At 72.4% G+C, this 24,200-nt stretch carries 23 protein-coding genes and 1 tRNA gene; 11 read left to right on the top strand and 13 right to left on the bottom strand.

Annotated features, from left to right (window positions below; translation table 11 throughout):
- Positions 1-12 precede the first annotated feature (12 nt).
- Positions 13-864: a MurR/RpiR family transcriptional regulator gene (locus GA0070608_RS03960; protein ID WP_091621812.1), complete on the bottom strand. Its 852-nt coding sequence runs from the start codon at positions 862-864 to the stop codon at positions 13-15.
- A gap of 178 nt (positions 865-1,042) precedes the next feature.
- On the opposite strand from GA0070608_RS03960, the gene GA0070608_RS03955 reads away from it, so the two are divergent.
- The 3 genes from GA0070608_RS03955 (at position 1,043) to GA0070608_RS03945 (ending at position 5,899) form a co-directional block, all read left to right on the top strand.
- Positions 1,043-2,926 carry a trypsin-like peptidase domain-containing protein gene (locus GA0070608_RS03955; protein ID WP_141719401.1) on the top strand — a complete coding sequence of 628 codons (1,884 nt, stop codon included), beginning with the start codon at positions 1,043-1,045 and terminating at the stop codon, positions 2,924-2,926.
- The gene (locus tag GA0070608_RS32975) at positions 2,926-4,713 is read left to right on the top strand and encodes an O-antigen ligase family protein (RefSeq protein WP_218107488.1); all 1,788 of its coding nucleotides are present in this window, start codon (positions 2,926-2,928) and stop codon (positions 4,711-4,713) included. The genes GA0070608_RS03955 and GA0070608_RS32975 overlap by 1 nt, the downstream gene beginning before the upstream one ends.
- A gap of 325 nt (positions 4,714-5,038) precedes the next feature.
- Positions 5,039-5,899, top strand: coding sequence for a glycosyltransferase (locus tag GA0070608_RS03945; protein ID WP_176733638.1), 861 nt, complete (start codon positions 5,039-5,041; stop codon positions 5,897-5,899).
- Between the two features lie 37 nt (positions 5,900-5,936).
- Here GA0070608_RS03945 and GA0070608_RS03940 read toward each other — a convergent pair whose 3' ends face one another.
- From GA0070608_RS03940 to GA0070608_RS03920, 5 genes are read right to left on the bottom strand one after another with little or no spacing between them, the layout of a single operon-like run.
- Positions 5,937-6,647, bottom strand: coding sequence for a nucleotidyltransferase family protein (locus tag GA0070608_RS03940; protein WP_091621801.1), 711 nt, complete (start codon positions 6,645-6,647; stop codon positions 5,937-5,939).
- Positions 6,644-7,660, bottom strand: a complete 1,017-nt coding sequence (locus GA0070608_RS03935; protein ID WP_091621798.1) for a GDP-mannose 4,6-dehydratase — start codon at positions 7,658-7,660, stop codon at positions 6,644-6,646. Before GA0070608_RS03935 ends, GA0070608_RS03940 begins: the two co-directional genes overlap by 4 nt.
- Positions 7,657-8,613 carry an NAD-dependent epimerase/dehydratase family protein gene (locus GA0070608_RS03930; protein ID WP_176733637.1) on the bottom strand — a complete coding sequence of 319 codons (957 nt, stop codon included), beginning with the start codon at positions 8,611-8,613 and terminating at the stop codon, positions 7,657-7,659. Before GA0070608_RS03930 ends, GA0070608_RS03935 begins: the two co-directional genes overlap by 4 nt.
- Positions 8,610-9,629 carry a glycosyltransferase gene (locus tag GA0070608_RS03925; RefSeq protein ID WP_091621789.1) on the bottom strand — a complete coding sequence of 340 codons (1,020 nt, stop codon included), beginning with the start codon at positions 9,627-9,629 and terminating at the stop codon, positions 8,610-8,612. The genes GA0070608_RS03930 and GA0070608_RS03925 overlap by 4 nt, the downstream gene beginning before the upstream one ends.
- A 37-nt stretch (positions 9,630-9,666) precedes the next feature.
- The gene (locus GA0070608_RS03920) at positions 9,667-11,199 is read right to left on the bottom strand and encodes a lipopolysaccharide biosynthesis protein (RefSeq protein ID WP_141719400.1); all 1,533 of its coding nucleotides are present in this window, start codon (positions 11,197-11,199) and stop codon (positions 9,667-9,669) included.
- Positions 11,200-11,247: 48 nt separating this feature from the next.
- Between GA0070608_RS03920 and GA0070608_RS03915 the strand changes: the two genes are divergently transcribed.
- Together GA0070608_RS03915 and GA0070608_RS03910 are read left to right on the top strand one after the other, a co-directional pair.
- Positions 11,248-12,447 carry an endo-1,4-beta-xylanase gene (locus GA0070608_RS03915; RefSeq protein ID WP_091621781.1) on the top strand — a complete coding sequence of 400 codons (1,200 nt, stop codon included), beginning with the start codon at positions 11,248-11,250 and terminating at the stop codon, positions 12,445-12,447.
- A 197-nt stretch (positions 12,448-12,644) separates the two neighbouring features.
- Complete coding sequence (locus GA0070608_RS03910; RefSeq protein ID WP_091621777.1) at positions 12,645-14,108, top strand: sugar transferase; 1,464 nt, start codon at positions 12,645-12,647, stop codon at positions 14,106-14,108.
- Positions 14,109-14,153: 45 nt separating this feature from the next.
- On the opposite strand, the gene GA0070608_RS03905 is transcribed toward GA0070608_RS03910, so the two are convergent.
- Positions 14,154-15,206 (bottom strand): LCP family protein, encoded by a 1,053-nt coding sequence (locus GA0070608_RS03905; RefSeq protein ID WP_091621774.1) that lies wholly within the window; start codon positions 15,204-15,206, stop codon positions 14,154-14,156.
- Positions 15,207-15,364: 158 nt separating this feature from the next.
- On the opposite strand from GA0070608_RS03905, the gene GA0070608_RS03900 reads away from it, so the two are divergent.
- Together GA0070608_RS03900 and GA0070608_RS03895 are read left to right on the top strand one after the other, a co-directional pair.
- Entirely contained in the window at positions 15,365-16,198 is an 834-nt protein-coding gene (locus GA0070608_RS03900; protein WP_091621772.1) for a class I SAM-dependent methyltransferase, read from the top strand.
- Between the two features lie 72 nt (positions 16,199-16,270).
- Positions 16,271-17,089 (top strand): MOSC domain-containing protein, encoded by an 819-nt coding sequence (locus tag GA0070608_RS03895; protein WP_091634219.1) that lies wholly within the window; start codon positions 16,271-16,273, stop codon positions 17,087-17,089.
- Between the two features lie 24 nt (positions 17,090-17,113).
- Here the strand turns inward: GA0070608_RS03895 and GA0070608_RS03890 are convergent, their stop codons facing one another.
- The 3 genes from GA0070608_RS03890 to bcp form a co-directional block, all read right to left on the bottom strand.
- Entirely contained in the window at positions 17,114-17,653 is a 540-nt protein-coding gene (locus tag GA0070608_RS03890) for a GNAT family N-acetyltransferase (protein ID WP_091621769.1), read from the bottom strand.
- A gap of 66 nt (positions 17,654-17,719) precedes the next feature.
- Positions 17,720-17,802: transfer RNA gene (locus tag GA0070608_RS03885), tRNA-Leu, on the bottom strand.
- 78 nt (positions 17,803-17,880) lie between these two features.
- The gene (gene bcp / locus GA0070608_RS03880; RefSeq protein WP_091621768.1) at positions 17,881-18,357 is read right to left on the bottom strand and encodes a thioredoxin-dependent thiol peroxidase; all 477 of its coding nucleotides are present in this window, start codon (positions 18,355-18,357) and stop codon (positions 17,881-17,883) included.
- 591 nt (positions 18,358-18,948) lie between these two features.
- Here bcp and GA0070608_RS03875 point away from each other — a divergent pair.
- From GA0070608_RS03875 to GA0070608_RS03860, 4 genes are read left to right on the top strand one after another with little or no spacing between them, the layout of a single operon-like run.
- Positions 18,949-19,665 (top strand): energy-coupling factor ABC transporter permease, encoded by a 717-nt coding sequence (locus GA0070608_RS03875; RefSeq protein WP_091621764.1) that lies wholly within the window; start codon positions 18,949-18,951, stop codon positions 19,663-19,665.
- Positions 19,662-20,054 (top strand): PDGLE domain-containing protein, encoded by a 393-nt coding sequence (locus GA0070608_RS03870; protein WP_091621762.1) that lies wholly within the window; start codon positions 19,662-19,664, stop codon positions 20,052-20,054. The genes GA0070608_RS03875 and GA0070608_RS03870 overlap by 4 nt, the downstream gene beginning before the upstream one ends.
- A 6-nt stretch (positions 20,055-20,060) precedes the next feature.
- On the top strand, positions 20,061-20,831 hold the full coding sequence (gene cbiQ / locus GA0070608_RS03865; RefSeq protein ID WP_091621759.1) for a cobalt ECF transporter T component CbiQ: 771 nt from the start codon (positions 20,061-20,063) through the stop codon (positions 20,829-20,831).
- Positions 20,828-21,589: an energy-coupling factor ABC transporter ATP-binding protein gene (locus tag GA0070608_RS03860; RefSeq protein ID WP_091621757.1), complete on the top strand. Its 762-nt coding sequence runs from the start codon at positions 20,828-20,830 to the stop codon at positions 21,587-21,589. Before cbiQ ends, GA0070608_RS03860 begins: the two co-directional genes overlap by 4 nt.
- Before the next feature lie 300 nt (positions 21,590-21,889).
- Here the strand turns inward: GA0070608_RS03860 and GA0070608_RS03855 are convergent, their stop codons facing one another.
- Genes GA0070608_RS03855 through GA0070608_RS03845 form a run of 3 tightly spaced genes read right to left on the bottom strand, consistent with a single transcriptional unit; the run spans position 21,890 to position 24,196 of the window.
- A complete protein-coding gene (locus GA0070608_RS03855; RefSeq protein ID WP_176733636.1) occupies positions 21,890-22,966 on the bottom strand; it encodes a hypothetical protein in 1,077 nt (358 codons plus the stop codon).
- On the bottom strand, positions 22,963-23,679 hold the full coding sequence (locus GA0070608_RS03850) for a DsbA family protein (protein WP_091621755.1): 717 nt from the start codon (positions 23,677-23,679) through the stop codon (positions 22,963-22,965). The genes GA0070608_RS03855 and GA0070608_RS03850 overlap by 4 nt, the downstream gene beginning before the upstream one ends.
- Positions 23,672-24,196 (bottom strand): MauE/DoxX family redox-associated membrane protein, encoded by a 525-nt coding sequence (locus tag GA0070608_RS03845; RefSeq protein ID WP_091621753.1) that lies wholly within the window; start codon positions 24,194-24,196, stop codon positions 23,672-23,674. Before GA0070608_RS03845 ends, GA0070608_RS03850 begins: the two co-directional genes overlap by 8 nt.
- Between the last annotated feature and the right edge of the window lie 4 nt (positions 24,197-24,200).

The raw sequence follows: 24,200 nt of genomic DNA, 5'->3' as shown, positions 1-24,200 counted from the left end.
CTCTCCTCCGGGTCATCCGAGGAACAACTGGCGGCGGGCGGCGGAGGCCTCGAAGGCCTCCAGCCGGCGCTGGGTGTCGGTCGGGGTGGCGTCGCAGATGGCCTGGAGCAGCACCATGGCCAGGGTCATCGGCGCGGTGTGCAGGTCGAAGACGAGTTGCGCGCCGACCGCGGCGGGCAGCACCACGTCGGCGTGCTCGGTGGCCGGGCTGACCGGCGAGTCGGTGATGGCCACCACGGTGAGCCCGGCGGCCCGGGCCTCGCGCAGCGCGTCCAGGGTCTCCCGGGGGTAGCGGGGAAGGACGAAGGCGAGCAGGGCGCCCGCCCCGGCCTCGGCGGCCTGTTCGAGGCGGTCGGTGAGCAGGCTGCCGCCGTCGTCGAGCACCCGCACGTCGGGGTGCACCTTGGCGGCGAAGTAGGCGAAGTAGGCGGCCAGCGGGGCGGCGGCGCGCAGGCCGAGCACCGGCAGGGGGCGGCTGGCGGCCAGCAGCCTGCCGGTCTCGGCGATCCGGTCCCGGTCGGCGAGCTGACCGGCGAGGCGGTCGAGGTTGCCGATCTCGGCGCGTACCGCCTGCTGGAGTTCGTTGCCGGCGTCGGTGCCGCGGCCCGGGGTGTCGGCGGTCAGCTCGCGGAGCCGGCGGCGCAGCGCGGGGTAGCCGTCGTGGCCGAGCGCGACCGCGAACCGGGTGACCGACGGCTGGCTGACCCCGGCCAGCTCGGCGACCTCGGCCGCGGAGAGGTACGCCGCAGCCGGCGCGTGCTGCACCAGGCAGTGCGCGATCCGGCGCTGGGTGGGGGTGAGCCGCACCCCCTGGAACAGGTCCAGCACCTGTTCGCCGGGAACGACGGCAACTCCATCATTCATGCCCTGACCTTATGCATGGAAACTTTCAGTGGCAACCGTCCCGGTCGTTCGCATCGCCCGAGGGGTGTCCGACCGGCGACGGGTGGGCGGATGGCTGAGCGTCGGCTCTGTAGGATCCGCACGGCGGTTGAGCAGAGGAGTTGGCATGCAACCGGTTGGCCCGTACAGGTTCACCCACATGCTTGGGGGGTCCGTCGTCGGGAAGGCGTGGGCGGCCATCGACTCGCAGGGCCGGTTCGCCACGGTCGCCGTGCTGGAGAGCGCCGTCGCCGCCGAACCGCGCTGGCGGGAGGCGTTCGCCGCCATCGCGGATTCGCTCGGGATGCAACCGGGCGGGCAGGCCTACGTGTACGCGGACTTCTCGGCCGACGCGCCCTGGGTCGCCTACTCGGCCGAGGCCGGGCCGGGTGCGGAGACACTGCTGCGCGCGCTCGGCGCGGACTATCACCCGGTGCCCACGGACACCAGGGCCGCCGCGCCCGTCTCCGGGATCCCGCAGGCGACCGACCCACCGCCGCAGCCGGTCTCGGGTGTGCCCCAGCCGACGTCCGGGCCGCCGGCCATGCCGTGGGCGGTCCAGGTCGGCCCGGTCTCGGGGATGCCGGTCTCGGGGACGCCCGTATCGGGGATGCCGGTCTCGGCCGAACCGGTCTCTGTCACGCCCCACTCACCGGCCCCGCAGGCCGTCTCGTCGTCGGCCGAGATGTCGCCGCACGGCCCCTTCGGCGATCAGGCCCGCCGGATCCAGCCCTCCGCGCCGCCGAAACGGCGTGCCGGGTTCTGGATCGGCGCCACCGCTCTGATCCTGGTCGCGGCCCTCGCCGGCGGCACCGCCGCCTGGGTGGTCTCCGGCGGTGAGCCCGAGGCGCCGCAGGTCACCCCCACGGCCGCTTCCACGGCCTTTCCGACGGCCGCCGCCGTCGACCCCAGCTTCAAGCCGTGGGCACAGGCCGCACCGTACAGCCCGGAGGAGCGCGCGCTGGCGGTCGCGGCGCCGTCGTTGGTGTTCGTGGAGGCGGTCTTCACCGGCTACGTCCGGGATGCGCGGACGAACGCCCTGTTGCGGACCGCGCCGGTCGCGTTCACCCGCCGCTGCAGCGCCTTCCTCGTGACCCCGAACGGTCACGCCCTCACCAGCAGTTCCTGCGTCAGGCCCGCCGAGGAGAACGCCCGCCAGATCGCGCTCGACGCGGTGGCCCGGATGCTCGTACGGGAGAAGAAACTGGGCGACGGCGAGGTCGCCGACTACGTCCGGACCAACCTGAGCAAGGTGCGGTTCACCGGCGTCGACGTGGGCACCGAGCCCGCCAGCGAGGTGTACGGGCAGCTCAACGACGCCAAGGGCAACCTGACGACCGACCCGGCCATGCCGGCCCAGGTCGTCCGGACGCTGTCCACCGAGGCCGGCAACACCACGTTGATCAAATTTGCCCGCGAGAACCTGCCCGTCGTGGAACTCAACCCGTCGGCCACCCTCGCCGAGGGCTCCTCCCTGTTGATGCTCGGCTTCGCCACCTCCGACACCGACTTCCGCACCGCCACCTACCGTCCACAGTCCAAACTGGTGACCATCACCGGAACGGGCCGGCGCGGGTCGGTGTCGATCTACCGGATCAACGAGGACATCGGCACCGCCTCGCACGGCGGCATCGCACTGGACCCCAGCGGTCGCGTCGCCGGCATGATCGACCAGGACCAGGCGCGGCCGGACCGCGCCAACCGGGTGGTGTTGCCGACGTCGACACTCGCCGGCCTGCTGGGCGAGGCCGGCGCCGGCAATGCCCTCGGCGAGCAGGACAAGCTCTACCGCGGCGGTCTCGACGCGTACTTCGCCGGAGAGCACGCGGCGGCGATCACCCGACTCGAGACGGTGGCCCAGAACGCGCCCGCCAACCTGCTCGCCCAGGCCTACCGGCAGAACGCGATCGAACGGCAGCAGAACGAGGGCATGAAGCAAAGTGGTTCGGTCTGGCCGGTGGTGCTGCTCGCCAGCCTCGGCGCCGCACTGCTCGCCGGCCTGATCGTCCTCGTGGTGGCGCTGACGCGTCGTAGGAGAGCGTGATGACCGGCGTGTCATGGGCGCCCCCGGTGCCGCGGGTGGACCCGGCCGGCGCGCCGGCCCGGCCGATGTCGCGGCTGCTCTCCGCCACGCTGGTGCTGTTGGTGGGCATCCTCCTGGTGCACGTGCTCTTCGAGACGTGGGCGCAGGTGATCACCGGGCCGACCAGCAAGGATCCCAGGGCCAACCTGGAGAACGCGCCCCAGTGGCCGAAGCAGTTGAAGACCGCCCTCTACCTCGGTCTGGCCCTGCTGACCGTCGTCAAGGTCGTCCTCGACCGGCAGTGGCGGAGGTTCCGGACCGCCGCCGACCTCGCCCTGCTCGTCCTGGGCCTGGTGATGCTGCTCGCCGGAGTCGTCAACGACTCGTCGGTGACCCTGATGGGCGAGTCGCTCTTCGTCTACTTCCGGGGTGTCATCGTCTTCTACGCGCTGCGCGCGGCGGACCTCGACCACACGCTGGTGCGACGGATGCTCGTCCCGGTGGGCGTGGTCGTGGGCGTCAACGTGGTGCTCGCCCTGGTGCAGATGGTCGCCGGGCGGCCGGCACACAGCGCGCTCGGATGGGTGGATCTCACCTGGGCCGACCAGAGCCGGGCGCAGGGACTGCAACCGCACCCCAACCATCTCGGTCACCTGCTCGGGCTCGCCCTGCTGGGGTTCATCGCCTGGGTCGCGGCGCGCGACCGCGTCCGTCCGCTCTGGTGGGTCCTCGCCACCGTGGTGGCAATCGCGATGTCGGCGACCCAGTCCCGGGAGTCGCTGCTCGGCGTCCTCGCCGCCGGTGTGGTGGTGGCGGTGCTTGTCCGCCGTGGCGCCCGCCGCGTCCTCACCGTCTGCCTGATCGTGGTGCTCTGCACCGCCGGCCAGATCGCGACGCGGCCGGACAACCGCGCCGAGTGGGAGCGGCGCATCGGCAACGCCTTCTCCGGCCTGCACACTCCGGCGGGAAGCGAACAGCTCCCCTCCGCCGGGGCCCCGAGCGCGTCACCGAACCCCACGGCGCCAGCGAGCGGGCGGCCTTCCGGTCCGTCCGCCACCACAGGTCCGAACGCCTCGTCCACCGCCTCGCCGCGGCCATCGACCTCGCCTCGGCCGACCGGGTCGCCCCGGCCTGCGGCATCTGCCCGGCCCTCCGGTCCGGCCGCCTCGGCCACCCCCGCGCCAGCGGCTGCCCGCCCGGCGGCGCCGGTTCGCGAGATCCGGGTGCTCTACCTTCAGCAGGCCGCGCGGATCCTGCCCCGGCAGCCGGTGCTCGGCTTCGGCATCGGTCAGTTCGGTGGCGTCGTTGCCGAGAAGGACAACCCCAACTGGCACAAGAATCCGAAATTCGGCCCCGAGGGATTCAACCGCTACGGGTTCCATGCCGTGCAGGTCGACTCGTTCTGGCTGCACCTGGTCATGGAGGTCGGCCTCCTCGGCCTCGCGGTCTACCTGGTGTGGCTGGCGATGGTCACCTGGCCGCTCGTGGCGCGGGTCCGGCGGGACAGGCGGCTGACCAGGGCCCCGGACGAGGCGACGGTGTGGGGTATCGCGGCGATGGTGTTCGCCTGCCTCGTCGGATTCCTCTCACCCTCGATGGAGGATCCGCTGCTCCCGCCGCTGCTCTGGACCATCGTCGGGTTGGCCTGGTGGGCGGCGGGTCGACCCGGATCGGCCGGCACGGTCCCGGCCGACCCGGCACCCGGCTCCGTCGACCGGAACGGCGCCGAGGCGGACACCCGGATTCTGTCGACGAACGAGATCCTCGCCCAGGCCCGATTCGCCCGTCGTCCTCACCATCCCAGATGACCGATGCCAATCGGTCGTTGTGGTAGCCGGCCCCCCCTTTAGGTGGTGGTGTGGCCCAACGGCCGCGGCTAGAATCCATCTGCCGCTGGACCGACCGCTGTCGGCGGCTGTCGACGTGGCGGTCTTCGACACGTCGCGTCGTTCGTCAAACGCGGTGACCACGGGGGTGGAGCGACATGGGTGACCCGAGCAGGTGCCGGCGGGCGCTGTTCAACGCGCGGCATGTGGGCACCGGCGGCGCTCCGACGGGCGGCCACTGCTCGTCATGACCAATCGCCCGTCACCGGGTTCCGCAGCTGTCCACCGGAGTCGCGAGGCCCGGTCGGTGATCCATCCATGGTTCACGACCACGCCGAGCGTCGACGCGCCGACAGTGGCCTTCCTCGAACCCGTGCGTGAGGTCGCGCCCGCGATCTCCGTCTGCATCGCCGTCCGGGACCGGCCGGCCCTCCTGGTGAAGTCGATCCGGAGCGTGCTGGCCGGCAGTTTCGACGACTTCGAGGTCGTCGTGGTCGACGACGGTTCGAGCGTGCCGGCCCAGGACTGCCTGGCCGAGGCAGGCCTGTTGGCCGACGAGCGGATCCGGCTGGTACGCCAGAAGCCGTCCGGCATCAGCGCGGCGCGCAACACCGCGTTGCGGATCGCCCGAGGCCGGTGGATCACCGTGCTCGACTCCGACGACGAGCTGACCGAGGACGGCCTGGCCCGGATCAGGGAGTTTCTCGCCACCACCGGCGCATCCTGGATCTACACCGACTACGAGGAGATCGTCGGAGGGACCACCAGGCCGATCCGGTTGCCGTCGTACGAGACGCCGGGCCGGATGCTCCGGTCGGTCCTGATCCGGCCCCGACTGCCGTTCAAGCACTCGGGCATGTCGATCGACCGCCAACTGCTGGTCACGCTCGGCGGCTACGACGACCAGCTCTTCATCAAGGTGGACGTCGAGCTCGTCCTGCGCGCGCTCACCGCCGGCATCCGGCTGGAGCACCTCCCCCATCCGGTCGTCCGGTTCCACCGCCACGACGGCAGCATCAGCCGGCAGCGCTTCGCCGGGCTGGGAGTCTGGTTCCAGCTCATCAACGAGTACCGCCGGCCTCGCCTGCCGGGCCTCGCGCTGGGGTTCAAGACAGTCCGTGCGGCGAGCGAGATCGGCAAGTGGCTGGTCGCCTCCCTCGGACGTTAGGTGTCGGCGGTGCCCGCACCGGTCGTCGGGCCCGGAATCATGCCGGGGGCAGGAAACCGGCGGGGTTCTCGGTGAACATCCTGTTCGCGAGGCTGTAGTCGTCGACCCGGCCGATGTCGAGCCAGAAACCCTCGTGCCGTCGGCTGGTGACCCGCCGTCCCTTGCCGAGCAGGTCGAGGATGAGCTGAGGCATGTCGTACGGGCCTTCGGGGATCTCGGCCAGCGCGGCGGGCGACATGGCGTAGGCACCCATGGAGACGTCCAGCTTGAGGGTCGGTTTCTCGTCGTAGCCGATCACGTCGCCGTCGGCGTCCAGTTGCAGGATGCCGAGGTCGATCTTCTCCGGCCGGCTGTAGACGCTCACGGTGACCGGTGCGCCGGCATTGCGGTGCTGTGCCATCAACGAGGTGAAGTCGAGGTCGGTGAGCAGGTCGCCGTTCATCACGAAGAAGTCGTCGACGAGGCTTCCGGCGAGCTGGCGCAGGGGGCCCGCGGTGCCGAGAGGGCGTTCCTCGCGGAGGTAGTCGACTTTCAGGCCCCACCGGTGGCCGTCCTCGAAATAGCCCTCCAGCAGGTACGCCAGGTGGCCGGTCAGCAGCGTCACCTCGGTCACCCCGTGCGACTTCAGCTGACGCAGCAGGATCTCCAGGATGGGCATGTCGCCGACCGGCATCAGCGGCTTGGGAAAGCTGGTGGTGAACGGGCGCAGCCGGGTCCCCCGGCCGCCCGCGAGGATGACCGCTCTCATACCGCGTACCGGTCCACGTCGAAGCGGTCGAGGTGCGAACGGACGTACCCGACGGAGTCGGCCAGGCCGTCGCGCAGGGACACCGTGGGCCGCCACCCGCACCGCTCCCGGGCCCGGTCGGTAGCGGCGACCAGCTCGAACACCTCGCTCTCCGGCGGCCGGAGGCGCTGGGCGTCCTCGACGATGTCGACGTCGGGCCGGCCGGCGACCTCGGCGATGAGCCGGGCGAGGTCGCCGATGGCGATTCCGCGCCCGTTACCGACGTTCGTCACCTGCCCGACGCAGGCGTCGGCGGAGCCGACGGCCAGGAACCCGGCCACCGTGTCCGCGACGTGGGTCAGGTCCCGGATCGGCCGGAGGTCGCCGAGTGCGATCCTGTCCCGCCCCGCCACCACCTGCGCGGCGATGGTCGGGATGACGGCGCGGGCGCTCTGCCGCGGCCCGTAGGTGTTGAACGGGCGGATGATGGCGACCGGCAGGCCGAACGAGCGGTGGAACGACTCGGCCATCGCGTCCGCACCCATCTTCGACGCCGAGTACGGCGACTGCGGCTGGAGCGGGTGCTGCTCGTCGATGGGCGTGTAGCGGGCCGTGCCGTAGGTCTCCGAGGTGGAGGTGTGCACCACCCGCCGGACGCCCAGGTCACGTGCCGCCTCCAGCACGTTCAGGGTGCCGGTGACGTTCGTCGCCACGTAGGACGCCGGAGCGACGTAGCTGTACGGGATGGCGATCAGGGCGGCCAGGTGGAAGACCGTGTCGCACCCGTCGACGCTTCGACGCACCGCGAACGGGTCGGTGACGTCCGAGTGCACGATCTCGATCGCCCGGCGTACCTCCGGGTCGGCGTCGGCGAGCATGCCGAGGTCGGAGCGGCCGGTGTAGCGGACCATCGCGCGGACCTCGGCGCCGGCGCGTACCAGCCGCTCGGTGAGGTGGGAGCCGATGAACCCGCCCGCTCCCGTGACGAGGACCCGACGCCCCGCCCAGTCCTCGTGTGTCGTCAACCCCGTCATGCCGCGCCTTTCTCGTCAGTGTGCGGTCGCTGGCCGTCCGTCAGCCCGGCCAACAGGGCGCGGAGGCTGTCCCGTAGGGGGATCTCCGCCTTCCAGCCGACCTCGGCGGCCAGCCTGGCGGCAGAGCCCACCTGGCGCCTGACGCCGCTTTCGCCGTCGACCACCTCGACCGTGGAACTGTCGAGCCCGGCCAGGTCGAGCAGGGTTTCGAGGATCGTCCGCACCGTCACGCCGGATCCCGAGCAGACATTGTAGATACCGCTGGCCGCGTCGGCCCGCGCCAGTTCCACGTACGCCCGGGCGACATCCCGGACGTCGGTGAAGTCGCGCACCGCGTCCAGGTCGGCCACCCGCAGCCGGTCCCGGCGGCCGGCGAGCACGTCGGCCACCCGCACGGCCAGGGCACCCGCCACGGTGCTGGCGTCCGCGCCCGGACCGATGTGGTTGAACGGGCGCGTCGCCGTCACCCGGATCCGGCCGTCGGCCGCCATGGCCAACGCCAGCGACTCCGCCGCCGCCTTCGCGTGGCCGTAGGCCCCGAACGGCCGGGGCAGGGTCTGTTCGGTGATCGGGTTCTGCTCCGGCGGCACGGCGCCGTACTGCGCCGACGAGCCGACCAGGACCAGCCGGGTGGGCCCGGACCCGGCATGTGCCCGCAACGCCTGACACAGGTTGTACGTGGTCTGGACGGTGTCCGCGACGAGGTCGTCGACCTCCGGTCCGCGCTGCGGCAGGGTGGCGGCCAGGTGGAACACGGTCTCGGGCCGGACGGCGTCGACCAGGGCCGAGGTCGCCCGGGCGTCCCGGAGGTCGACCGGCAGGTACCGCTCGCCGTCGGACGCCGTACGGGGCCGTCGACCCACCCCGATCACCTGCTGACCGTGCGACCTCAACAGGCGCCGCAGGTGGCTGCCGACCCAGCCGTGCGATCCGGTGACCAGGGTGGTCGTCACGGCCTCAGGACCGATCGGTAGATCTCCGCGACGCGGTCGGCCACGAGGTGCTCGTCGAGCCAGCCACTCTTCTCCCGGCCGTCGGCCCGCTGGCCGACGGCCAGCACCTCGCCCACCCGGTCGGCGAGTTCGCGCACCAGGTCGGCCCGGGCGGTGCCGTCGACCGGGCCCGGTGGGAACCGGACGACCGCGCCCGGTCGTACGCCGTCGAGGATCTCCGTGACGTCACCGACGTCGACGGACACGACGGGCAGCCCCATCGCCGTGGCCTCCTTCACCACGGTGGGTGAGCCCTCACTGCCCGGCCGGGAGGTGAACAGCAGCACGTCCGCGGCGTCGTACTTGCGTACCAGGTCGGCCTCCGGCTGCCCGGGCGCCGACAGGACGAGTTCCCGCACCGAGGGATCCCGCCGTGACAGCTCGGCCAGCACGTCGCGGAACACGTCGTACCCCTTCACCGGTCGAGCCGGATCGGCGCCGAACAGGACCACCCTGGCCGTGGGCGGGATGCCGAGTGCCTGGCGGGCGGCGAGCCGGTCACCGGGGCGGAACAGCCGGAAGTCCACGCCGTTCGCGACCACGTGACCGGCGTCGTCCCCGGCCGTAGCGGCGAGCCGCTGCGAGACGTAGATCCGTGCCCGGGTGCCGCCCCAGCCCAACCGGGTCATCAGCCGCTGGCGCGGGGCGTTGACGTCACTGCCGTACAGCGACAGCACCCGGACCGGATGACCCGCGAACCGGGCGGCGGGTGCGGTCATGCCGTAGTGCACGTGCACGACGTCGTAGCTGCCTGAACGGACCCGTCGCCGGATGCGGGGGGCCGCGGCGAAGTAGTCCAGTTTGCCCCGGGACTGGGCGACGACCTCGACGTCCACGTGGTGGCCGCGGGCCCGCAACGCCGACACCTGGCGCTGCACGAAGATCCCCCGGTAGCTGCCGTTCTCGGGCCAGAGGTTGGTGACGGCCAGGATCCGTAGGCGGCCAGCCGCCAGCCCTGGTTCAGGCGTTGCCTTCACGGCTTCCTTTCGTGACACGCTGATCGCCCCATCCGGTCTACCGGACCGGAGGCGGCCCGGAGCGGGCCCGGACGAGCGTGAGCATCCGGCGGAGATCGTTGTACAGCACCACGACAGCGACGCACAGTACACCCGCGCCGAGCGCGCCGGCGGCCCACGACCAGCCCCGCATGACTTCGAGCTGGGCCACCAGCGCGCCGAGGGCGAGCAGCGCGACGCAGCGCAGAAGGGCAGGCGTCCAGGTCAGCCGGTGGATCCGCCCGGCCACGACGACCGGGATCGTGGCGGTGACCGCCGTGCCGACCAGATAGCCGAGAGCCACCCCGGCCGCCCCCATCGGCCGGGCCGTCAGCCACACCAGGATGAGACCGACCAGGCAGCCCAGCACCGCGGAGACGACCGGTATCCGGGCCTGCGCGGGGGAGCCGCTGGCGAGGGCGTTCACCGACGGCACCTGGAGGATGCCGAAGAACGAGGCGCACAGCATGAGGCGGAGCACCGGTGCCCCGTCGGCGTACGCGCCGCCGCCGAAGAGCACGAGGACGATCGGTGCGACCAGCAGAGCCAGCAGGAACACCGGGGTCATCGTCACGGCCAGGGCGCGGGTGGCGCCGTCCACCTGCCGGCGTACGGCCCCGGCGTCGCCCGCGCCGTGCGCGCCCGCCATGGCGGGGAAGAGCGCGAGGGCCAGGGCCCGGGGCAGGAAGTACAACGGTGCGATCAGCGCCACCGCGGCGACCAGGTATGCCACCTCGGCCGGATCGGCGAACTGGCCGGCGAGCAGTTGGGTTCCCTGGAGGAACCCGGCGCTGGCCAGCGTGCCGATGCTGCCGAGCACGACGAACGTGACCACTTCGCGGCGGTGGAACCGCCCTGCGGCGGGTGCCCCCTCCGCTCGTCGACGCAGCCACAGCTGCCGCCGGCTCAGCAGCACGAAGAGCCCGTAGCCCAGGCAGAGCGGGAGCAGGTAGCCGGTCTCGCCGGTGACGATGACGGCGATCGTGGCAATGACGGCCAGCAGCGACGTGCCGAGTTCGATCCGGGCGTACTGCGGGACCAGGCCGTGCCCGTACATCGCCGACTTGTCCGTCGTGTACAGCGAGTAGGTCGTGGTGAGCAGCGCGAGCGACGCGGTGTCCAGCGGTCCGAGGCCGTACACCCACCGCACCAGCAGCGCGGTGCCGACGCCGAGTACGAGCGCCGCCACCAGACCCAGTCGGGACAGGAACCGGTGCACCGCCCAGGCTCCCGCCGGGTCGCCGGCTCCCCGGTGGAAGGCGACGAACTTGGCGAGGCCGCTGGACACGCCGCCGGGCAGCAGCAGGCTGGCGACCATGCTCGCCGCCAGCATGATGCCGACCAGGCCGTAGGTGGCGCGGTCGGTGTCGTGGCTGGTGAGCGATCCGTGTACGAGCCGGGTGCCGCCGACCGCCACCAGCGCGAGCATCGACAGCGCGCCGGCCCGGGCGACGGATGTGCCGCCTCGTGCCGGCCCCGTGGTCGGAAGTGCCGGCGGCGCCGGCGTGGGTGGGGCCCCGTCGCCGGACGCCGTAGGATCCTTGAGGCGCATCAGTTGGACCTCGTCACGCTGGCGTCGCTACTTTCGTCTGGGGTGGTAATGACCGAAGAGGTCCACGCCGGTGCCGTCGGCACCGCCGCCCGCACACCCGGCGGACAGGTCATCCGACCGTCGGCAGTGGCCGGGCGGCCGGGTCGCCGAGCCGTGCGGGTGGGAACGCTACTGCTGTCGGTCGTGGCGGTCGTCCTCGCCGCCTGCGCAGCATACGTGAGCGGGGAACGTGGTGTGGGGCAGGCCGAACCCGGTGTCGCCGCCTCCGGGCAGGCCCCCGCCGCACCCACCCTGCGCAACCTGATGCCGGCCAACGTGCGGATCGGAGCGGCCGTGGACGGCCGGCTGTACGCCGCCGACGCCCGGTACCGCGACACCCTCACCTCGGACTTCAACGCGGTCACCCCCGAGAACGCCTTGAAGTGGCCGATCCTCCAGCCGGAGCCGGGCAGGTACGACTGGACCGCCAGCGACGAGTTGATCGAGCTGGCGCGGGCCAACGGGCAGGCGGTGTACGGGCACACGCTGGTCTGGCACAGCAGCGTGCCGTCCTGGGTGTCCGAGTCCTGGTCCCGGGAACGGCTGCGGTCGGTGCTGAGGGAGCACGTGCAGACCACGGTCACCCGTTACCGGGGCAAGATCTGGGCCTGGGACGTGGTCAACGAGGTCCTGGCCGAGGACGGCAAGCTGCGCGACTCGATCTGGCTGCGCGGGCTCGGGCCCACGTACATCGCCGACGCGTTCCGGTGGGCGCACGAGGCCGATCCCGACGCCCGGCTGTTCATCAACGACTACGGCGTCGAGGGCCGTTCCCGAAAGGCCGACGGGCTGTTCAAGCTGGTCCGTGAGCTGCGGGCGCAGGGTGTCCCGGTGCACGGTGTCGGCTTCCAGGCCCACCTGCGCGCGGGCACCGCACCGAACGACGCGACGGGCAACCTGCGCCGCTTCGCCGCGCTGGGCGTGTCGGTGGCAATCACCGAGCTGGACGTGCGGATCGCGTTGCCCGTCAGCACGGAGAAGCTGCTCGACCAGGCGTTGCTCTACCAGCACATGCTCAGGGCCTGCCTCGCCGTACCGACCTGCGAGTCCTTCACGGTGTGGGGCTTCACCGACGCCAGCAGCTGGATCACCTCGCACTACCCGGGTTACGGCGCCGCCTGCCTCTATGACAGCGACATGAAACCCAAACCGGCCCGCGACGCGCTGCTGCACGAGCTACGTACCCGGGTCACACCCACCCCGAGCTGATCCGGTCGGTCCGAGGACCGGACCGGCACTAGGCAGGACACCGTGCGAGGCATAGGGTGCACGTCGCGATCTCCCGACGGGGCGATGTGGAAAGGAAGGTCGTGTCCGGGCAGACTCAGTTCCTATCGACTGTGGCGCCGCCGCAGGCACCGAGGTTCGATCCCGATCTCGGGGTGATAACACCCCCCTCCAACGGTATGCCGCGGTCGGTCTTCGCCCGACCGGTCGCCCCGCGGGTCAGGTGGCGCCGGCGGTACGTGGCCTGCCTCATCCTGATCGACTTCGTGGCCGCCCTGGCGGCGAGCCGGACCGTGGTGACCCTGCTCGACGAGGCCGACGCCGGTTTCTGGGACCAGCGGGTGCTCGGCAGCACGATCAGCGCGTTCGCCCTGGTGGCCAACGTCGGCGTGCCGCTGATGTGGATGGCGATCCTCGCCGCCGCCGGCGCGTACGACCGGCGGGCACTCGGGCGCGGCACCGAGGAGCTCAAGCGGGTGGTGCGGGCCAACGTCGCGATGGCCGCCACCGTGTCGTTCCTGGCGCTCGGCTTCAAGAAGGACCTGTCCCGGGCGACGGTCGCCGCGATCATCCTCTGCCTGCTGTTCTACGCCCTGGTGTCCCGTGCGGGGGCCCGGATCGTGCTGCGACGGATCCGCCGGGTCAGCCAGCGGGCGTCACAGCGGGTGCTGCTGGTCGGGCGGCTCTCCGACGCGTTGGCCGTGCACGAGGTGGTGACCCGCAACCCGGGTGCCGGGCTGCGCCCGATCGCCATCCACCTGCCGCACCATCCGCGGCCGGGGGAGCGGGTCACGGCGCCGGTGCCGGTCTACGTCGGCTGGGACCTGGTGCCGCTGGTCCATCAACTCGGCGCGGACACCATCGCCGTCTGTGGTCCGGCCAGCCTCGAGTCGTACGAGCTGCGCAAGTTGGCCTGGCAGCTGGAGGGGACGGGGCTCGATCTCGTCGTGGTGCCGCAGGTCACCGACGTCACCGGCCCGCGCATCCACGTCCGTCCGATCGAGGGCCTGCCCTTGCTCAACGTCGAGGAGCCGACCATCTCCGGCCTCTCGCTGCTGGTCAAGAGCATGCTCGACCGGGCCGTGGCGTTGACCGGGCTGGTGCTGCTGAGCCCGTTGCTGGCCGGTATCGCACTGGCCATCAAGCTGACCGACCGTGGGCCGGTGCTGTTCCGGCAGACCCGGATCGGCCACGAGGGGCGGGCCTTCAAGGTCTGGAAGTTCCGCACCATGTACACCGACGCCGAACAGCGGCTGGAGGCGTTGCGCGACCGGAACGAGAGCGACGGGCTGCTCTTCAAGATCAAGGACGATCCCCGCGTCACGCCCATCGGCCGGCACCTGCGCGGGCTTTCGCTGGACGAGCTGCCCCAGCTGGTCAACGTGCTGACCGGGCAGATGTCGCTGGTCGGCCCGCGCCCGCTACCCACCGAGGACGACGACTACCGCGGCGACGTCCGGCGGCGGCTGCTCGTCCGGCCCGGCATCACCGGGCTCTGGCAGATCTCCGGACGCTCCGACCTGACCTGGGAGGACGCGGTCCGGCTCGACCTGCACTACGTCGACAACTGGTCGCTCGTCTACGACCTCGGCATCCTGTGGAAGACGGCCAGCGTGGTGCTCGCGCGGCGCGGCGCCTACTGACCCGGGACGGGCACCGGACGGGCGGCAGCCCGTCCGGTGCCCGCGCTACCTCTTGCCCCCGCTGATGATCTCGTCGACCGCGTCCCGGCGGACGGAGTCGTAGAACGACTTCACCCGGCCGGCGTCGGCGAAGACGACGCTCTCGGTGCCGACCCGCCCGGTGCCCTTCGTCGGGCTGGTCAGGAAGGAGAGGTTCCCGCTGCGCAGGCCGCGCAGCTCGGTGCCCATGTCCAACAGGGACAGGCTCTTGTCCACCGAGACGGAGTCCGAGGTGGCCTGGAGGAAGGAGTTCAGCTTCCCCGGGCTGGTCAGGATGCCGCCCGACGAGACCTTGTCCAGGATCGCCCTGATCACCTGCTGCTGGTGGCGGATCCGGGCGAAGTCCCCGTCCGCGAACTGCTTGCGCTGGCGGGCGTAGTCGAGCGCGGCCTCCCCGTCCATTCTCTGCGGGCCCTGGGTGAAGGTCCGGAACGGCGGGTGGATGGAGGTGAAGTTCTTCTCCGAGGTGATCTGGACCCCGCCCAGCGCGTCGATGATCTCCTTGAACCCGGCGAAGTCGACCATCGCCACGTGGTCGACACGGACCCCGGTGAACTTCTCCACGGTCTGCACCATCAGCGGCACGCCGCCCCACGCGTAGGCCGCGTTGACCTTGGCGTCCCGGCCGCCGTGGTTGCCGTCCCGGGACCGGGGCACGGGGACCCAGGTGTCCCGTGGGATCGAGATGAACTGGGCGCTGGACCGGTCCTTCGGCAGGTGGGCCAGGATGATCGTGTCGGTACGCGAACCCGACGTGCTCTCCGGGTCGCGGGTGTCGCTGCCCAGGATCAGGATGTTCATCGCGCCCTTGGTCACGGCCTGTGGGCGGGACTCCTCCGGCACGTCCGTGAAGGCGTCGACCCGTTCGATGTCCGACTCCACCGACCGCAGGTAGAGGCCACCGGCCACCACGCCGCCCACCCCGATCAGCGCCACCACCAGCAGGCTCACCAGGACGATCCGTCGCCATCGTCGGCGCGGCTTCCCGGCGGATTCCTGCTCCTGGGGCACGGGGCTGTCGGTTGTCGGCTCCGGCTCGGCGGATTGTGGAGTTGGCATGGCGGCGATGCTACTGATCCGTCCGCTCGCCCGTGTACCCTCGTCCGGCTGTCGGTGACGCACCGCTCGTTCCGATCCGCACCGCGGTTTCGCCCGAGTGAAACCGCTGGATGAACTTCCACTTCACCTGCCCGCTTCTGGCTGGTAGAAACCCTTGCGTGGACGCAACGAAGCTCCGGCGGGCCATCGCCCGCACCCCCCTCGCCCCGGTAGCGGCCTTCCCCAAGCGCCTGGCCCGCGTCGCCCGCCACGACGCCAAGGTGCTGCGCACCTCGGCCCGCTGGCTGGTCACCTCGCGGGAGCATCACAACTACACGTACGAGCTGACCACGCTGAGCCGGCACCACCTCGCCTGGTTCGTCAGCGTGGTCTGCGAGGTGCCCGTCGCGCAGGTCCGCGCGTACTTCGCCGAGATCGAGTCCGACGACGTGCTGCGGCGGCACATCGAATCCGCCACCGCCAACGCCGCCCGCCGGGGCCTGGCCGACAGGCACGTCCGCTACGCCCGCCGGATCGGCTGGTACGCCGTCGTGCGGGCCACGAAGCCGACGCACGTGGTCGAGACGGGTGTCGACAAGGGGCTCGGCACCTGCGTGCTCGCCGCCGCGCTGCTGCGCAACGCCGCAGACGGGCATCCGGGCCGGGTCACCTCGCTGGACATCAACCCCGAGGCCGGCTACCTCGCCCGCACCGCGCCCTGGTCCGAGGTGGTGGACCTGGTCATCGGCGACTCCATCGCCGCCATCGCCGCATTGGACCGGCCGGTCGACCTCTTCCTGCACGACAGCGACCACAGCCGGGCCCACGAGAAGCGCGAGTTCGAGGCCGTCGAGGGCCGGCTCGCCCCCGGCGCGCTCCTGCTCACCGACAACGTCACCGCCACCAACGTCCTCGCCGAGCACGCCGAGCGCACCGATCGGCGGTTCCTCGCCTACCGGGAGACCCCCGCCAACCACTGGTACCCGGGGGACGGCATCGGTGTGGCCTGGTGAACACGTTTCCGTGAGAGCTTTCCCGTGTTGAGCGGGGCGCCGGTCGACGGCAGGCCGTGGCAGGGTGACCGCATGCGGTTGAGCGCGATCCACACGTACCCCGTCAAGGGTTGTCGCCGGCGCGACCACGACGTGGCGTGCGTCGAGCCGTGGGGCCTGGCCGGCGACCGGCGCTGGATGATCGTCGGCGACGACGGCGTCGGCGTCACCCAGCGGGAGACGACGCGCCTGGTCGCCCTTGACGCCGCGCCCCACGACGGCGGGCTGCTGCTGCGCGCCGAGGGGCACGCCGACCTGGACGTGCCCGAGCCGGCCGGCGGCGAGCCGGTCGCGGTGCGGACCTTCCGTAACCGGAAGGTGCCGGTCCCCGCGCTTCCCGGCGGACCGGCGGCCGACGCCTGGGTCAGCGGGTTCCTGGGTCGCGCCGCCCGGCTGGTCTGGCTCGCGCGACCGACCCGGCACATCCCGTCGGGCGACCGGGAGCACGACACCGGCGAACAGGTCAGCTTCGCCGACGCCTACCCGCTGCTGCTGGCCACCACCGCCTCGCTCGACGCGCTCAACGGTTGGCTCGCCGAGGCCGGCGAGGAGCCCGTGCCGATGGCGCGGTTCCGCCCCAACCTGGTGCTGGAGGGTGCTCCGGCCTGGGCCGAGGACGACTGGGTCGGCCGCCCGCTGCGCGTCGGCGGCGTTCGCTTCCGCGCCGCCGGGCCGTGCGACCGCTGTGTGGTGACCACCACCGATCAGGAGACGGGGGTACGCGGGAAGGAGCCGCTGCGCACCCTCGGCCGGTACCGCAACGTCAGGCAGAAGCTCCCCTTCGGGCTGCACCTCGTCCCCACGGCGACGGGGAGCGTCACCGTCGGCGATGAGCTGACGGTCGAGGGCTGACCGGCGGGGCGACGCTCCGCCGACTCAGCCCGCGGGCGGCGGCAGGGCCGTGAGGTCCAGCCACATGAGGACCTCGTCGCGGTGGTCGCCGGGGGCGACCCGCAGCGCTCCGGGCAGCCGGCCGACCTCCCGGTAGCCGAGCCGCCGGTAGAACCGGTCCAGCCCCTGCCCGTCCCGGACGGTCACGTGCAGCGCCTCCCACCCCATCTCACGGCCGAGGCGTTCGGCCTCACGCATCAGCGCGGCACCGTGTCCGTGACCCTGGGTGTCCGGGTGGACCATCACCCGCTTCAGGACGCACCAGTGCGCCTTCAGGTCGAACCGGTTGTCGCAGAAGATCAGCGCGGCGACGAGCCGCTCGCCCGCGTAGCCCAGAAGGAGGCGGTCGGGGCCCTCGGCGATGCCGGCGAAGGTCGGGTCCGCCGTGTGCCGGACGTCGGCGGCAGTGACCGGCGGTACGAAGCCGACCGCCCCGCCGGCGTTGGTGACGTCGACCCAGAGGGCGACGATCCGTTCCCGCAACTCGGGGGGCAGCTCGGGATCGAGGACGAAGCGCAGGGTCACCCGGCAATCCTGACCGGGTGGGCCCATCGCGACCCGCGATCGTGACGCGTGCGACAGGGCGCTCGGTGCGGGAGGGGGGATTCGAACCCCCACGTCCTTTCGGACAATAGGACCTAAACCTACCGCGGCTGCCATTACGCCACTCCCGCCGACCCGCTGAGTCTAGAGTGTCGCGCCGCACCGGTGGTGGGCCCTGTCACCAGTTGGCCGTCGGGTGCGCGGCGACCTCAGTCCAGCCCGAGGTCCCGGCGCAGCTTGGCGACGTGTCCGGTGGCCTTCACGTTGTAGAGCGCCCGCTCGATCCTGCCGTCCTCATCGATCACGAAGGTCGAGCGGATCACGCCGGTCACCGTCCTGCCGTACGACTGCTTCTCGCCGTACGCCCCGTACGCGGCCAGCACGGACCGGTCGGTGTCGGCGACCAGCGGGAAGGTGATGGCGTCGCGTTCGCGGAACTTCGCCAGCTTCTCCGGCTTGTCCGGCGAGATGCCGACGACCTCGTAGCCCGCCGCCTGGAGGGAGGCGAGCGAGTCGCGGAAGTCGCAGGCCTGCTTGGTGCAGCCGGGCGTCATGGCCGCCGGGTAGGCGTACAGCACGACCTTGCGGCCACGCAGGTCGGTCAACGAGAGCGTGTCGCCGGTGTCGGTGGCGAGGCTGAACTCCGGCGCGGGGTCACCGGGGGAGAGGCGGTCGGGCGCGGTCATGGCCCGACCCTACCGCCGGCCCCGGCCGCCCCCGGACGGCACGCCGGCTCGGCCGCCGCCTACTGCCGGGCGGCCCGCTGGGCGTGCGCATGTCCGGCCCCAGCCACCGAAGGCTCGTCGGTACGCTGTCGAGCTGCCCCGCCCATGGGACCAGCGCCGCCGGGCGGTGCAACCGGCCCTGCCCCATCTGTGCGGGCGCTCGACAGCGCACCAGACAGCACACCCGATGGGGCACGGGTCAGACAATGGCTCGGATAGCGCCCCGCCCGCGGCGTCGCGCCGCCCCGGGCCGCATCAGGTCATCGCACCCGCGGCAGCCGCGCTTGGCGTCGAGAGCCGGGGTGGTCGGGTGAGTGTGGGGCGGTCGGCGTGCCGGCGGTGTACTCGAACCGGCGCCACAGGTCTGCCAGATGGCCTTGCGCGCCGCCGTCATCTGCCGCGTCCTGCCCCGGCAGAGGGCCCGGTGCCGGGGGCACGGCGGTGGATTCGTGATCGGGAACTGTCCTGTTGCCAGGTATTGGCAACAGCCAGGCCCAAGAAATAGGCTGACGTCAACGGACTGGACGGGCCCGCCGACGCGTGGGAGGTCACGTGGAAACCCTGGCTATGCACATCTCGAACGGGATCATCGACGGTCCCGTCGCGGCGGTGTTCGCGGCGGTGGCGCTGATCGCGATGACGTTCTGCGTCCTGCGCGGCAGGCGTGACCTGGACGACCGGTTGGCCCCGATGGCCGGGCTCGTCGCCGCCTTCATCTTCGCCGTGCAGATGCTCAACTTTCCGATCTTCACCGCCGGCGTCAGCGGCCACCTGCTCGGCGGGGCGCTCGCCGCGATGCTGGTCGGCCCGTGGGTCGGCGCGCTCTGCGTGACCGTGGTGCTGGTCGTGCAGGCGCTGGTCTTCGGCGACGGCGGCGTGGCGATGCTCGGGCTCAGCATCACCAACATGGCGGTGATCGGCACCGCCGCGGCATACCTGCTGATCGCGCTGCTGCTGCGCGTGCTGCCCCGCACCCCGGCCGGCCTCGGTGTGACCGCCTTCGTCTCCGCGCTGGTCAGCGTGGTGGTCGCGTCGATGGGCTTCGTGTTCCAGTACTGGCTCGGCGGCACCACCGACCTGGGCGGCAACCTGGGCGGGCTGGCCGGCACGATGGCCGGCGCACACCTGCTGATCGGCATCGGCGAGGGCCTGATCACCGCGACCACGGTGGTCACCGTCGCCAAGGTCCGGCCCGATCTCGTCTACGCGCTGCGCGGATTGCGCCCGGCGTCCGCGCCCGCCGTCCCGGCTGTCGGAGGTGTCCGGTGAGGAAGCGTCTCTGGGGTTTCGTCGTCGGCGGGCTGCTGGTGGCCCTGCTCCTCGCCGGGGTGGTGAGCAGCTTCGCCTCCTCCCACCCGGACGGGCTGGACTCGTCGTTGCGCGAGGGCTGCACCTTCGACGCCGACGACAACATCACCGGCGGCAGCTGCCCCGCGCAGCGGGAGAAGGACCACGAGGTCGGCGGGCCACTGGCCGACTACGGCGTGGCGGGGATCGACAACGAGTTCCTCTCCACCGGACTGTCCGGTGTGGTCGGCGTGCTGCTCACCTTCGCAGTCGCCGGCGGGGCCTTCTGGCTGGTCCGTCGCCGTGGCCCCCGGGAGGAGGGCGCTGCCGGCCGGGAGCGTGCCCCCGCCGGCGCGTCGGTCCGGGAGTAGCGACGGATGGGCGCCGGGCACGCGCACGTGCTGTACCGGGACGCCACGTCACCGGTGCACCGGCTCCCGCCCGAGGTCAAGATCGCAGCGATGGTGGTCTTCACCCTCGCCGTGGTCGCCACGCCGCGCGAGGCATTCTGGGCCTTCGGCGCGTACGCCCTGCTGGTCGTGGTGGTTGCGGCGCTGGCCCGGGTGGGGCCCGGGTGGCTGCTCGGCCGGTCGCTGATCGAGCTGCCGTTCGTGCTTTTCGCCGTCGCGCTGCCGTTCCTCGGCGCCGGTGAGCGGGTCGACGTGCTCGGCCTGCACCTGTCGTCCGACGGGCTCCTCGGAGCGTGGAACATCGTCGCCAAGGGCACGCTGGGCGTGCTCGCCTCGCTGCTGCTCGCCGCGACGACGACCACCCGGGACCTGATCGTCGGCCTGGACCGGCTGCGCTGCCCGCAGATCCTCACCCAGATCGCCACGTTCATGCTGCGCTACCTCGACGTGCTGGTCGGCGAGGCCCGTCGGATGCGGGTGGCGCGGGTGTCCCGGGGCGACGACCCGCGCTTCCTGTGGCAGTTGCGCGGCTTCGCGGCCGGCGTCGGCGCGCTCTTCCTGCGCGCGTTCGAGCGCGGCGAACGGGTCTACCTGGCGATGCTGTCGCGTGGCTACACCGGGCGGATGCCGGCGGTCTGGCAGGGTGCCGGCGCGGCGACGGCCGGGCAGTGGCTGGTGGCGGCCACCGTGCCGGTCCTGGCGGCCACCGTCGCCGCCACGGCCGTCGTGCTGACATGATCGGAGCCGTGCAGACCGCCCTCTCCCTGGACGTCCGTGGCGTCCGGTACGCGTACCCGGACGGGCACGTCGCCCTGCACGGGGTTGACCTGACCGTGTCGCGCGGGGACCGGGTGGCGCTGCTCGGGCCCAACGGCGCCGGGAAGACCACGCTGGTGCTGCACCTCAACGGCATCCTCACCCCGGCCGAGGGGAGCGTGAGCGTCGGCGGGCTGACCGTCAGTCAGGACCGGGCCACCCTCGCCGAGGTACGCCGCCGGGTGGGCATCGTCTTCCAGGACCCGGACGACCAGCTCTTCCTGCCCACGGTCGCCGAGGACGTGGCGTTCGGGCCGGCCAACCTGGGCCTGCGCGGGGCGGAGTTGTCCGCCCGGGTGGACGAGGCACTCGCCGCCGTCGGCATGGGCGAGCACCGGGACCGCACGCCGCACCACCTCTCCTTCGGGCAACGGCGCCGGGTCGCGGTGGCCACCGTGCTCGCCATGCACCCGGAGATCCTGGTCCTCGACGAACCGTCGTCCAACCTGGACCCGGCGGCCCGCCGCGAGCTGGCCGGGATCCTGCGCGCCCTGCCGGTGACGCTGCTGATGGTCACCCACGACCTGCCGTACGCCATGGAGCTCTGCGACCGCTCGGTCATCCTGGACGCCGGCCGCGTCGTCGCCGACGCACCCACCGCCGACCTCCTGGCGGACGCCGACCTCCTCGCCCGCCACCGCCTCGAACTCCCCCAAGGCTTCACCCCCACCCCCCACTGACCCACCCCCACCCCGCCCTCTCCACCCCGTCCCGCCCTCCCCACCCTCTCCGCCCCGCCCCGCCTCCCCGTCCCTCGGCCCTCTCCGACGCGGCGATCTTGCACTTTCTGCCCCGACAAAAGCCGCACATTGCCCACATCGAGGGCCGAAAGTGCAAGATCGCGGGCGCGGAGCGCGGAGCGCGGAGCGCGGGCACGGAGAGCACGGGGCACGGGGCACGGGCACGGGCACGGAGAGCACGGGACACGGAGCACCAGGCGCGGGGCGGGGTGGGCGGGGTGGGCGGGCCTGGGGGCGGGGTTAAGGGTTGGTGGGGGTGGGGGAACGGGAGGTGGCGTGGAGGCGGAGGGCGCCGGCTGCGGTGGCGCCAGCGCCGGCGACGAGGATCAGGGCGATCAGAAGCCGGGCCGTCGTCGCCGGCCAGGGCACGGGGGCGATGGCGCGGGCGAAGACTGCGGCGTTGGCCACCCCGGCGAAGAGTGCCAGGCAGGCCCCGGCCAGCGCCAGCGCGAAGTCGGCGGCCGGCCGGCGGGCCAGCGCGAGGACTCCGGCGGCGATGGCGCCGAGCCCGGTCAGCAGCGCCCAGACCTGCCCGCCCAGCAGACCGGTCAGCACCCCGCCGACGCCCCGTGCGCCGGCGTCCAGCTCCCGGCCCACGGTGAACACCACGGCGGCCACCCCGCCGAGCACCAGCAGCCCGCCGAGCCCGGCCAGCGCCCGCACGCCCGGCCCGGACCGCGCCGGCAACAGCCCGAGCGCCCCCACGGCGAGCAGCCCGACCGTGGTGACCACCCACCAGACGTACGCGTCGGGTGGCGGCACCCAGTCGAGGGTGCCGCGGATCTCCGCCGCCTCGGTGCCGGCGCGCAACGGCACTGTCCAGTCCCGTACCCGGTGCTCCCGGTCGGGGGCGGCTCGCACCTGTGGCGGTGGTGCCGACTCCCGCCAGAGCGCCCGCTGGTCGTGCCAGCGCACCGTGGTGGAGTCGTCGACCCGTCGCCAGTCCGGGGCGGCGGCCGGGTTCGCCTCGGCCGGTAGCCGGGTGTCTCCGGCGATGGTCCGGTTCAGGTATGTCGCGGGGGAGCGGACGTTCTCGTACACGCCGTCGGGGCCGACCCGCAGGTAGGGCTCGCCCGAGTAGCCGAGCACCTCGACGGCGTGGTCGCCGGTGTTGGTCAGCTCCAGCCGCGCGCCCGCCTCGACGACCCGTACGCTCAGGCCGGGGCGGGCCGGGGTGACGGCGCTCACCTCGGTGCGGTAGTCGGTGCCGTCGGGGGCGTCGGCGCCGTGTGCGGCGGCCGGCCCGCCGAACGCGACCGTTGCGGTCAGCGCGCCGACGAGCACCAGACCGGCGCGGGTCACCAGGTGGCGGATCACCTGCCGGCCGCCTCCACCGCCGCCTTGATCCCCTCCGGGCTGCGGTCGGCGACCTCCTTGCCGTCGACCAGGATGGTCGGGGTGCCGGAGATGTTGGCCTTGCTGGCCTCCTCCGTCACGTGCTCGGTCCACGGCTTGAAGGTGCCCTCCCGCAGGCAGGAGGCGAACCCGTCCCGGTCGAGGCCGGCGCCTGCCGCGATGTCGACCAGCTTCTCGTCGTTGAGCCCCGCCCCGCCCTCCGGCGGCTGCTGCTCGAACAGCGCCTTGGCGTATTCCCGGTAGCGACCGCCCTCCGCCGCGCAGCCGGAGGCGGCCGAGGAACGGGTCGAGTACTGGGTGGTGGAGAAGCGGTTCAGGTACGCCACCGGGTGGTAGACGACCCGGACCTTGCCCTCGCTGATGAGCTGGTCGATGGTCGGGCCGCTGGTCTGCTTGAACTGCTTGCAGGCCGGGCAGAGGAAGTCCTCGTAGATGTCCACCGTGACCGGACCCGAGCCGGCGACGACCCCGGTGCCGGCCTCGTTCGAGCCGGTCGGCGGGGTGAAGTCGTCGGAGCGCTGGCTGGAGTAGACGCTCCAGCCGATGAGGCCGGCGATCACCAGGACGGCGACGGCGCCCACGGAGATCCAGAGCGTCCGCTTGCGCCGTTGCTCCCGGGCCAACTGCTCGCGGACCATCCGGGCAGTGTCCTTGCGCCCCTTGCGACTACTCATCCTCGTCCTCCACAAATGCGTTCCCCGTCAGCCAGCCGTCCACCGAGACGGGGGTGCGGGGCCAGATCAGCAGGAACCCGGCCATCGCCAGGAATCCCAGGTCCCGGAGGATCTCCGGGAGGTAGCTCGGGGACTGGCCCTCGGCGAGCTCCCCGCCGGTGCCGAAGCAGCCGCAGTCGATGGCCAGGCCCCGGGTCCAGGCGGAGACGATGCCGACGACGAAGACCACCAGCAGCGCCACAGAAACCCCGGCGGAGAGTCGGGTGGCCAGCCCGAGGAGCAGCAGCAGGCCCAGCGCCAACTCGACGAAGGGCAACGCCGCGCCGATCACCATCGCGAGGTCGTACGACATGACCTGGTATGCGTTGACGGCGCGGCCGGAGGCGGCCAGGTCACCGACCTTGCTGCCGCCGGCGAACAGCCATACGGCGGCCAGGCCCAGCCGGACGGCGACGCCGAGCCAGGGACGGACGGCCGGCCAGCGGGCGGCGCCGGTGCGCGGTGCGGTCACGATCATTGGT

Origin of the sequence: Micromonospora peucetia (assembly GCF_900091625.1) — a bacterium.
In the GTDB taxonomy this organism is placed as follows: Bacteria; Actinomycetota; Actinomycetes; order Mycobacteriales; family Micromonosporaceae; genus Micromonospora; species Micromonospora peucetia.
Note: the sequence above shows the minus strand (reverse complement) of the source record. Positions and strands in the feature narration are given on the sequence as shown.

Bases quoted from the DNA above. Each gene is read 5' to 3' on its own strand.
- GA0070608_RS03955 (WP_141719401.1), top strand. From the start codon at position 1,043: ATGCTTGGGGGGTCCGTCGTCGGGAAGGCGTGGGCGGCCATCGACTCG.
- cbiQ (WP_091621759.1), top strand. From the start codon at position 20,061: ATGGGCGCCGGGCACGCGCACGTGCTGTACCGGGACGCCACGTCACCG.
- GA0070608_RS03850 (WP_091621755.1), bottom strand. From the start codon at position 23,679: ATGAGTAGTCGCAAGGGGCGCAAGGACACTGCCCGGATGGTCCGCGAG.
- GA0070608_RS32975 (WP_218107488.1), top strand. From the start codon at position 2,926: ATGACCGGCGTGTCATGGGCGCCCCCGGTGCCGCGGGTGGACCCGGCC.
- GA0070608_RS03845 (WP_091621753.1), bottom strand. From the start codon at position 24,196: ATGATCGTGACCGCACCGCGCACCGGCGCCGCCCGCTGGCCGGCCGTC.
- GA0070608_RS03910 (WP_091621777.1), top strand. From the start codon at position 12,645: ATGCCGCGGTCGGTCTTCGCCCGACCGGTCGCCCCGCGGGTCAGGTGG.
- GA0070608_RS03860 (WP_091621757.1), top strand. From the start codon at position 20,828: ATGATCGGAGCCGTGCAGACCGCCCTCTCCCTGGACGTCCGTGGCGTC.
- GA0070608_RS03960 (WP_091621812.1), bottom strand. From the start codon at position 864: ATGAATGATGGAGTTGCCGTCGTTCCCGGCGAACAGGTGCTGGACCTG.
- bcp (WP_091621768.1), bottom strand. From the start codon at position 18,357: ATGACCGCGCCCGACCGCCTCTCCCCCGGTGACCCCGCGCCGGAGTTC.
- GA0070608_RS03895 (WP_091634219.1), top strand. From the start codon at position 16,271: ATGCGGTTGAGCGCGATCCACACGTACCCCGTCAAGGGTTGTCGCCGG.
- GA0070608_RS03935 (WP_091621798.1), bottom strand. From the start codon at position 7,660: ATGACGGGGTTGACGACACACGAGGACTGGGCGGGGCGTCGGGTCCTC.
- GA0070608_RS03905 (WP_091621774.1), bottom strand. From the start codon at position 15,206: ATGCCAACTCCACAATCCGCCGAGCCGGAGCCGACAACCGACAGCCCC.
- GA0070608_RS03940 (WP_091621801.1), bottom strand. From the start codon at position 6,647: ATGAGAGCGGTCATCCTCGCGGGCGGCCGGGGGACCCGGCTGCGCCCG.
- GA0070608_RS03915 (WP_091621781.1), top strand. From the start codon at position 11,248: ATGACCGAAGAGGTCCACGCCGGTGCCGTCGGCACCGCCGCCCGCACA.
- GA0070608_RS03920 (WP_141719400.1), bottom strand. From the start codon at position 11,199: ATGCGCCTCAAGGATCCTACGGCGTCCGGCGACGGGGCCCCACCCACG.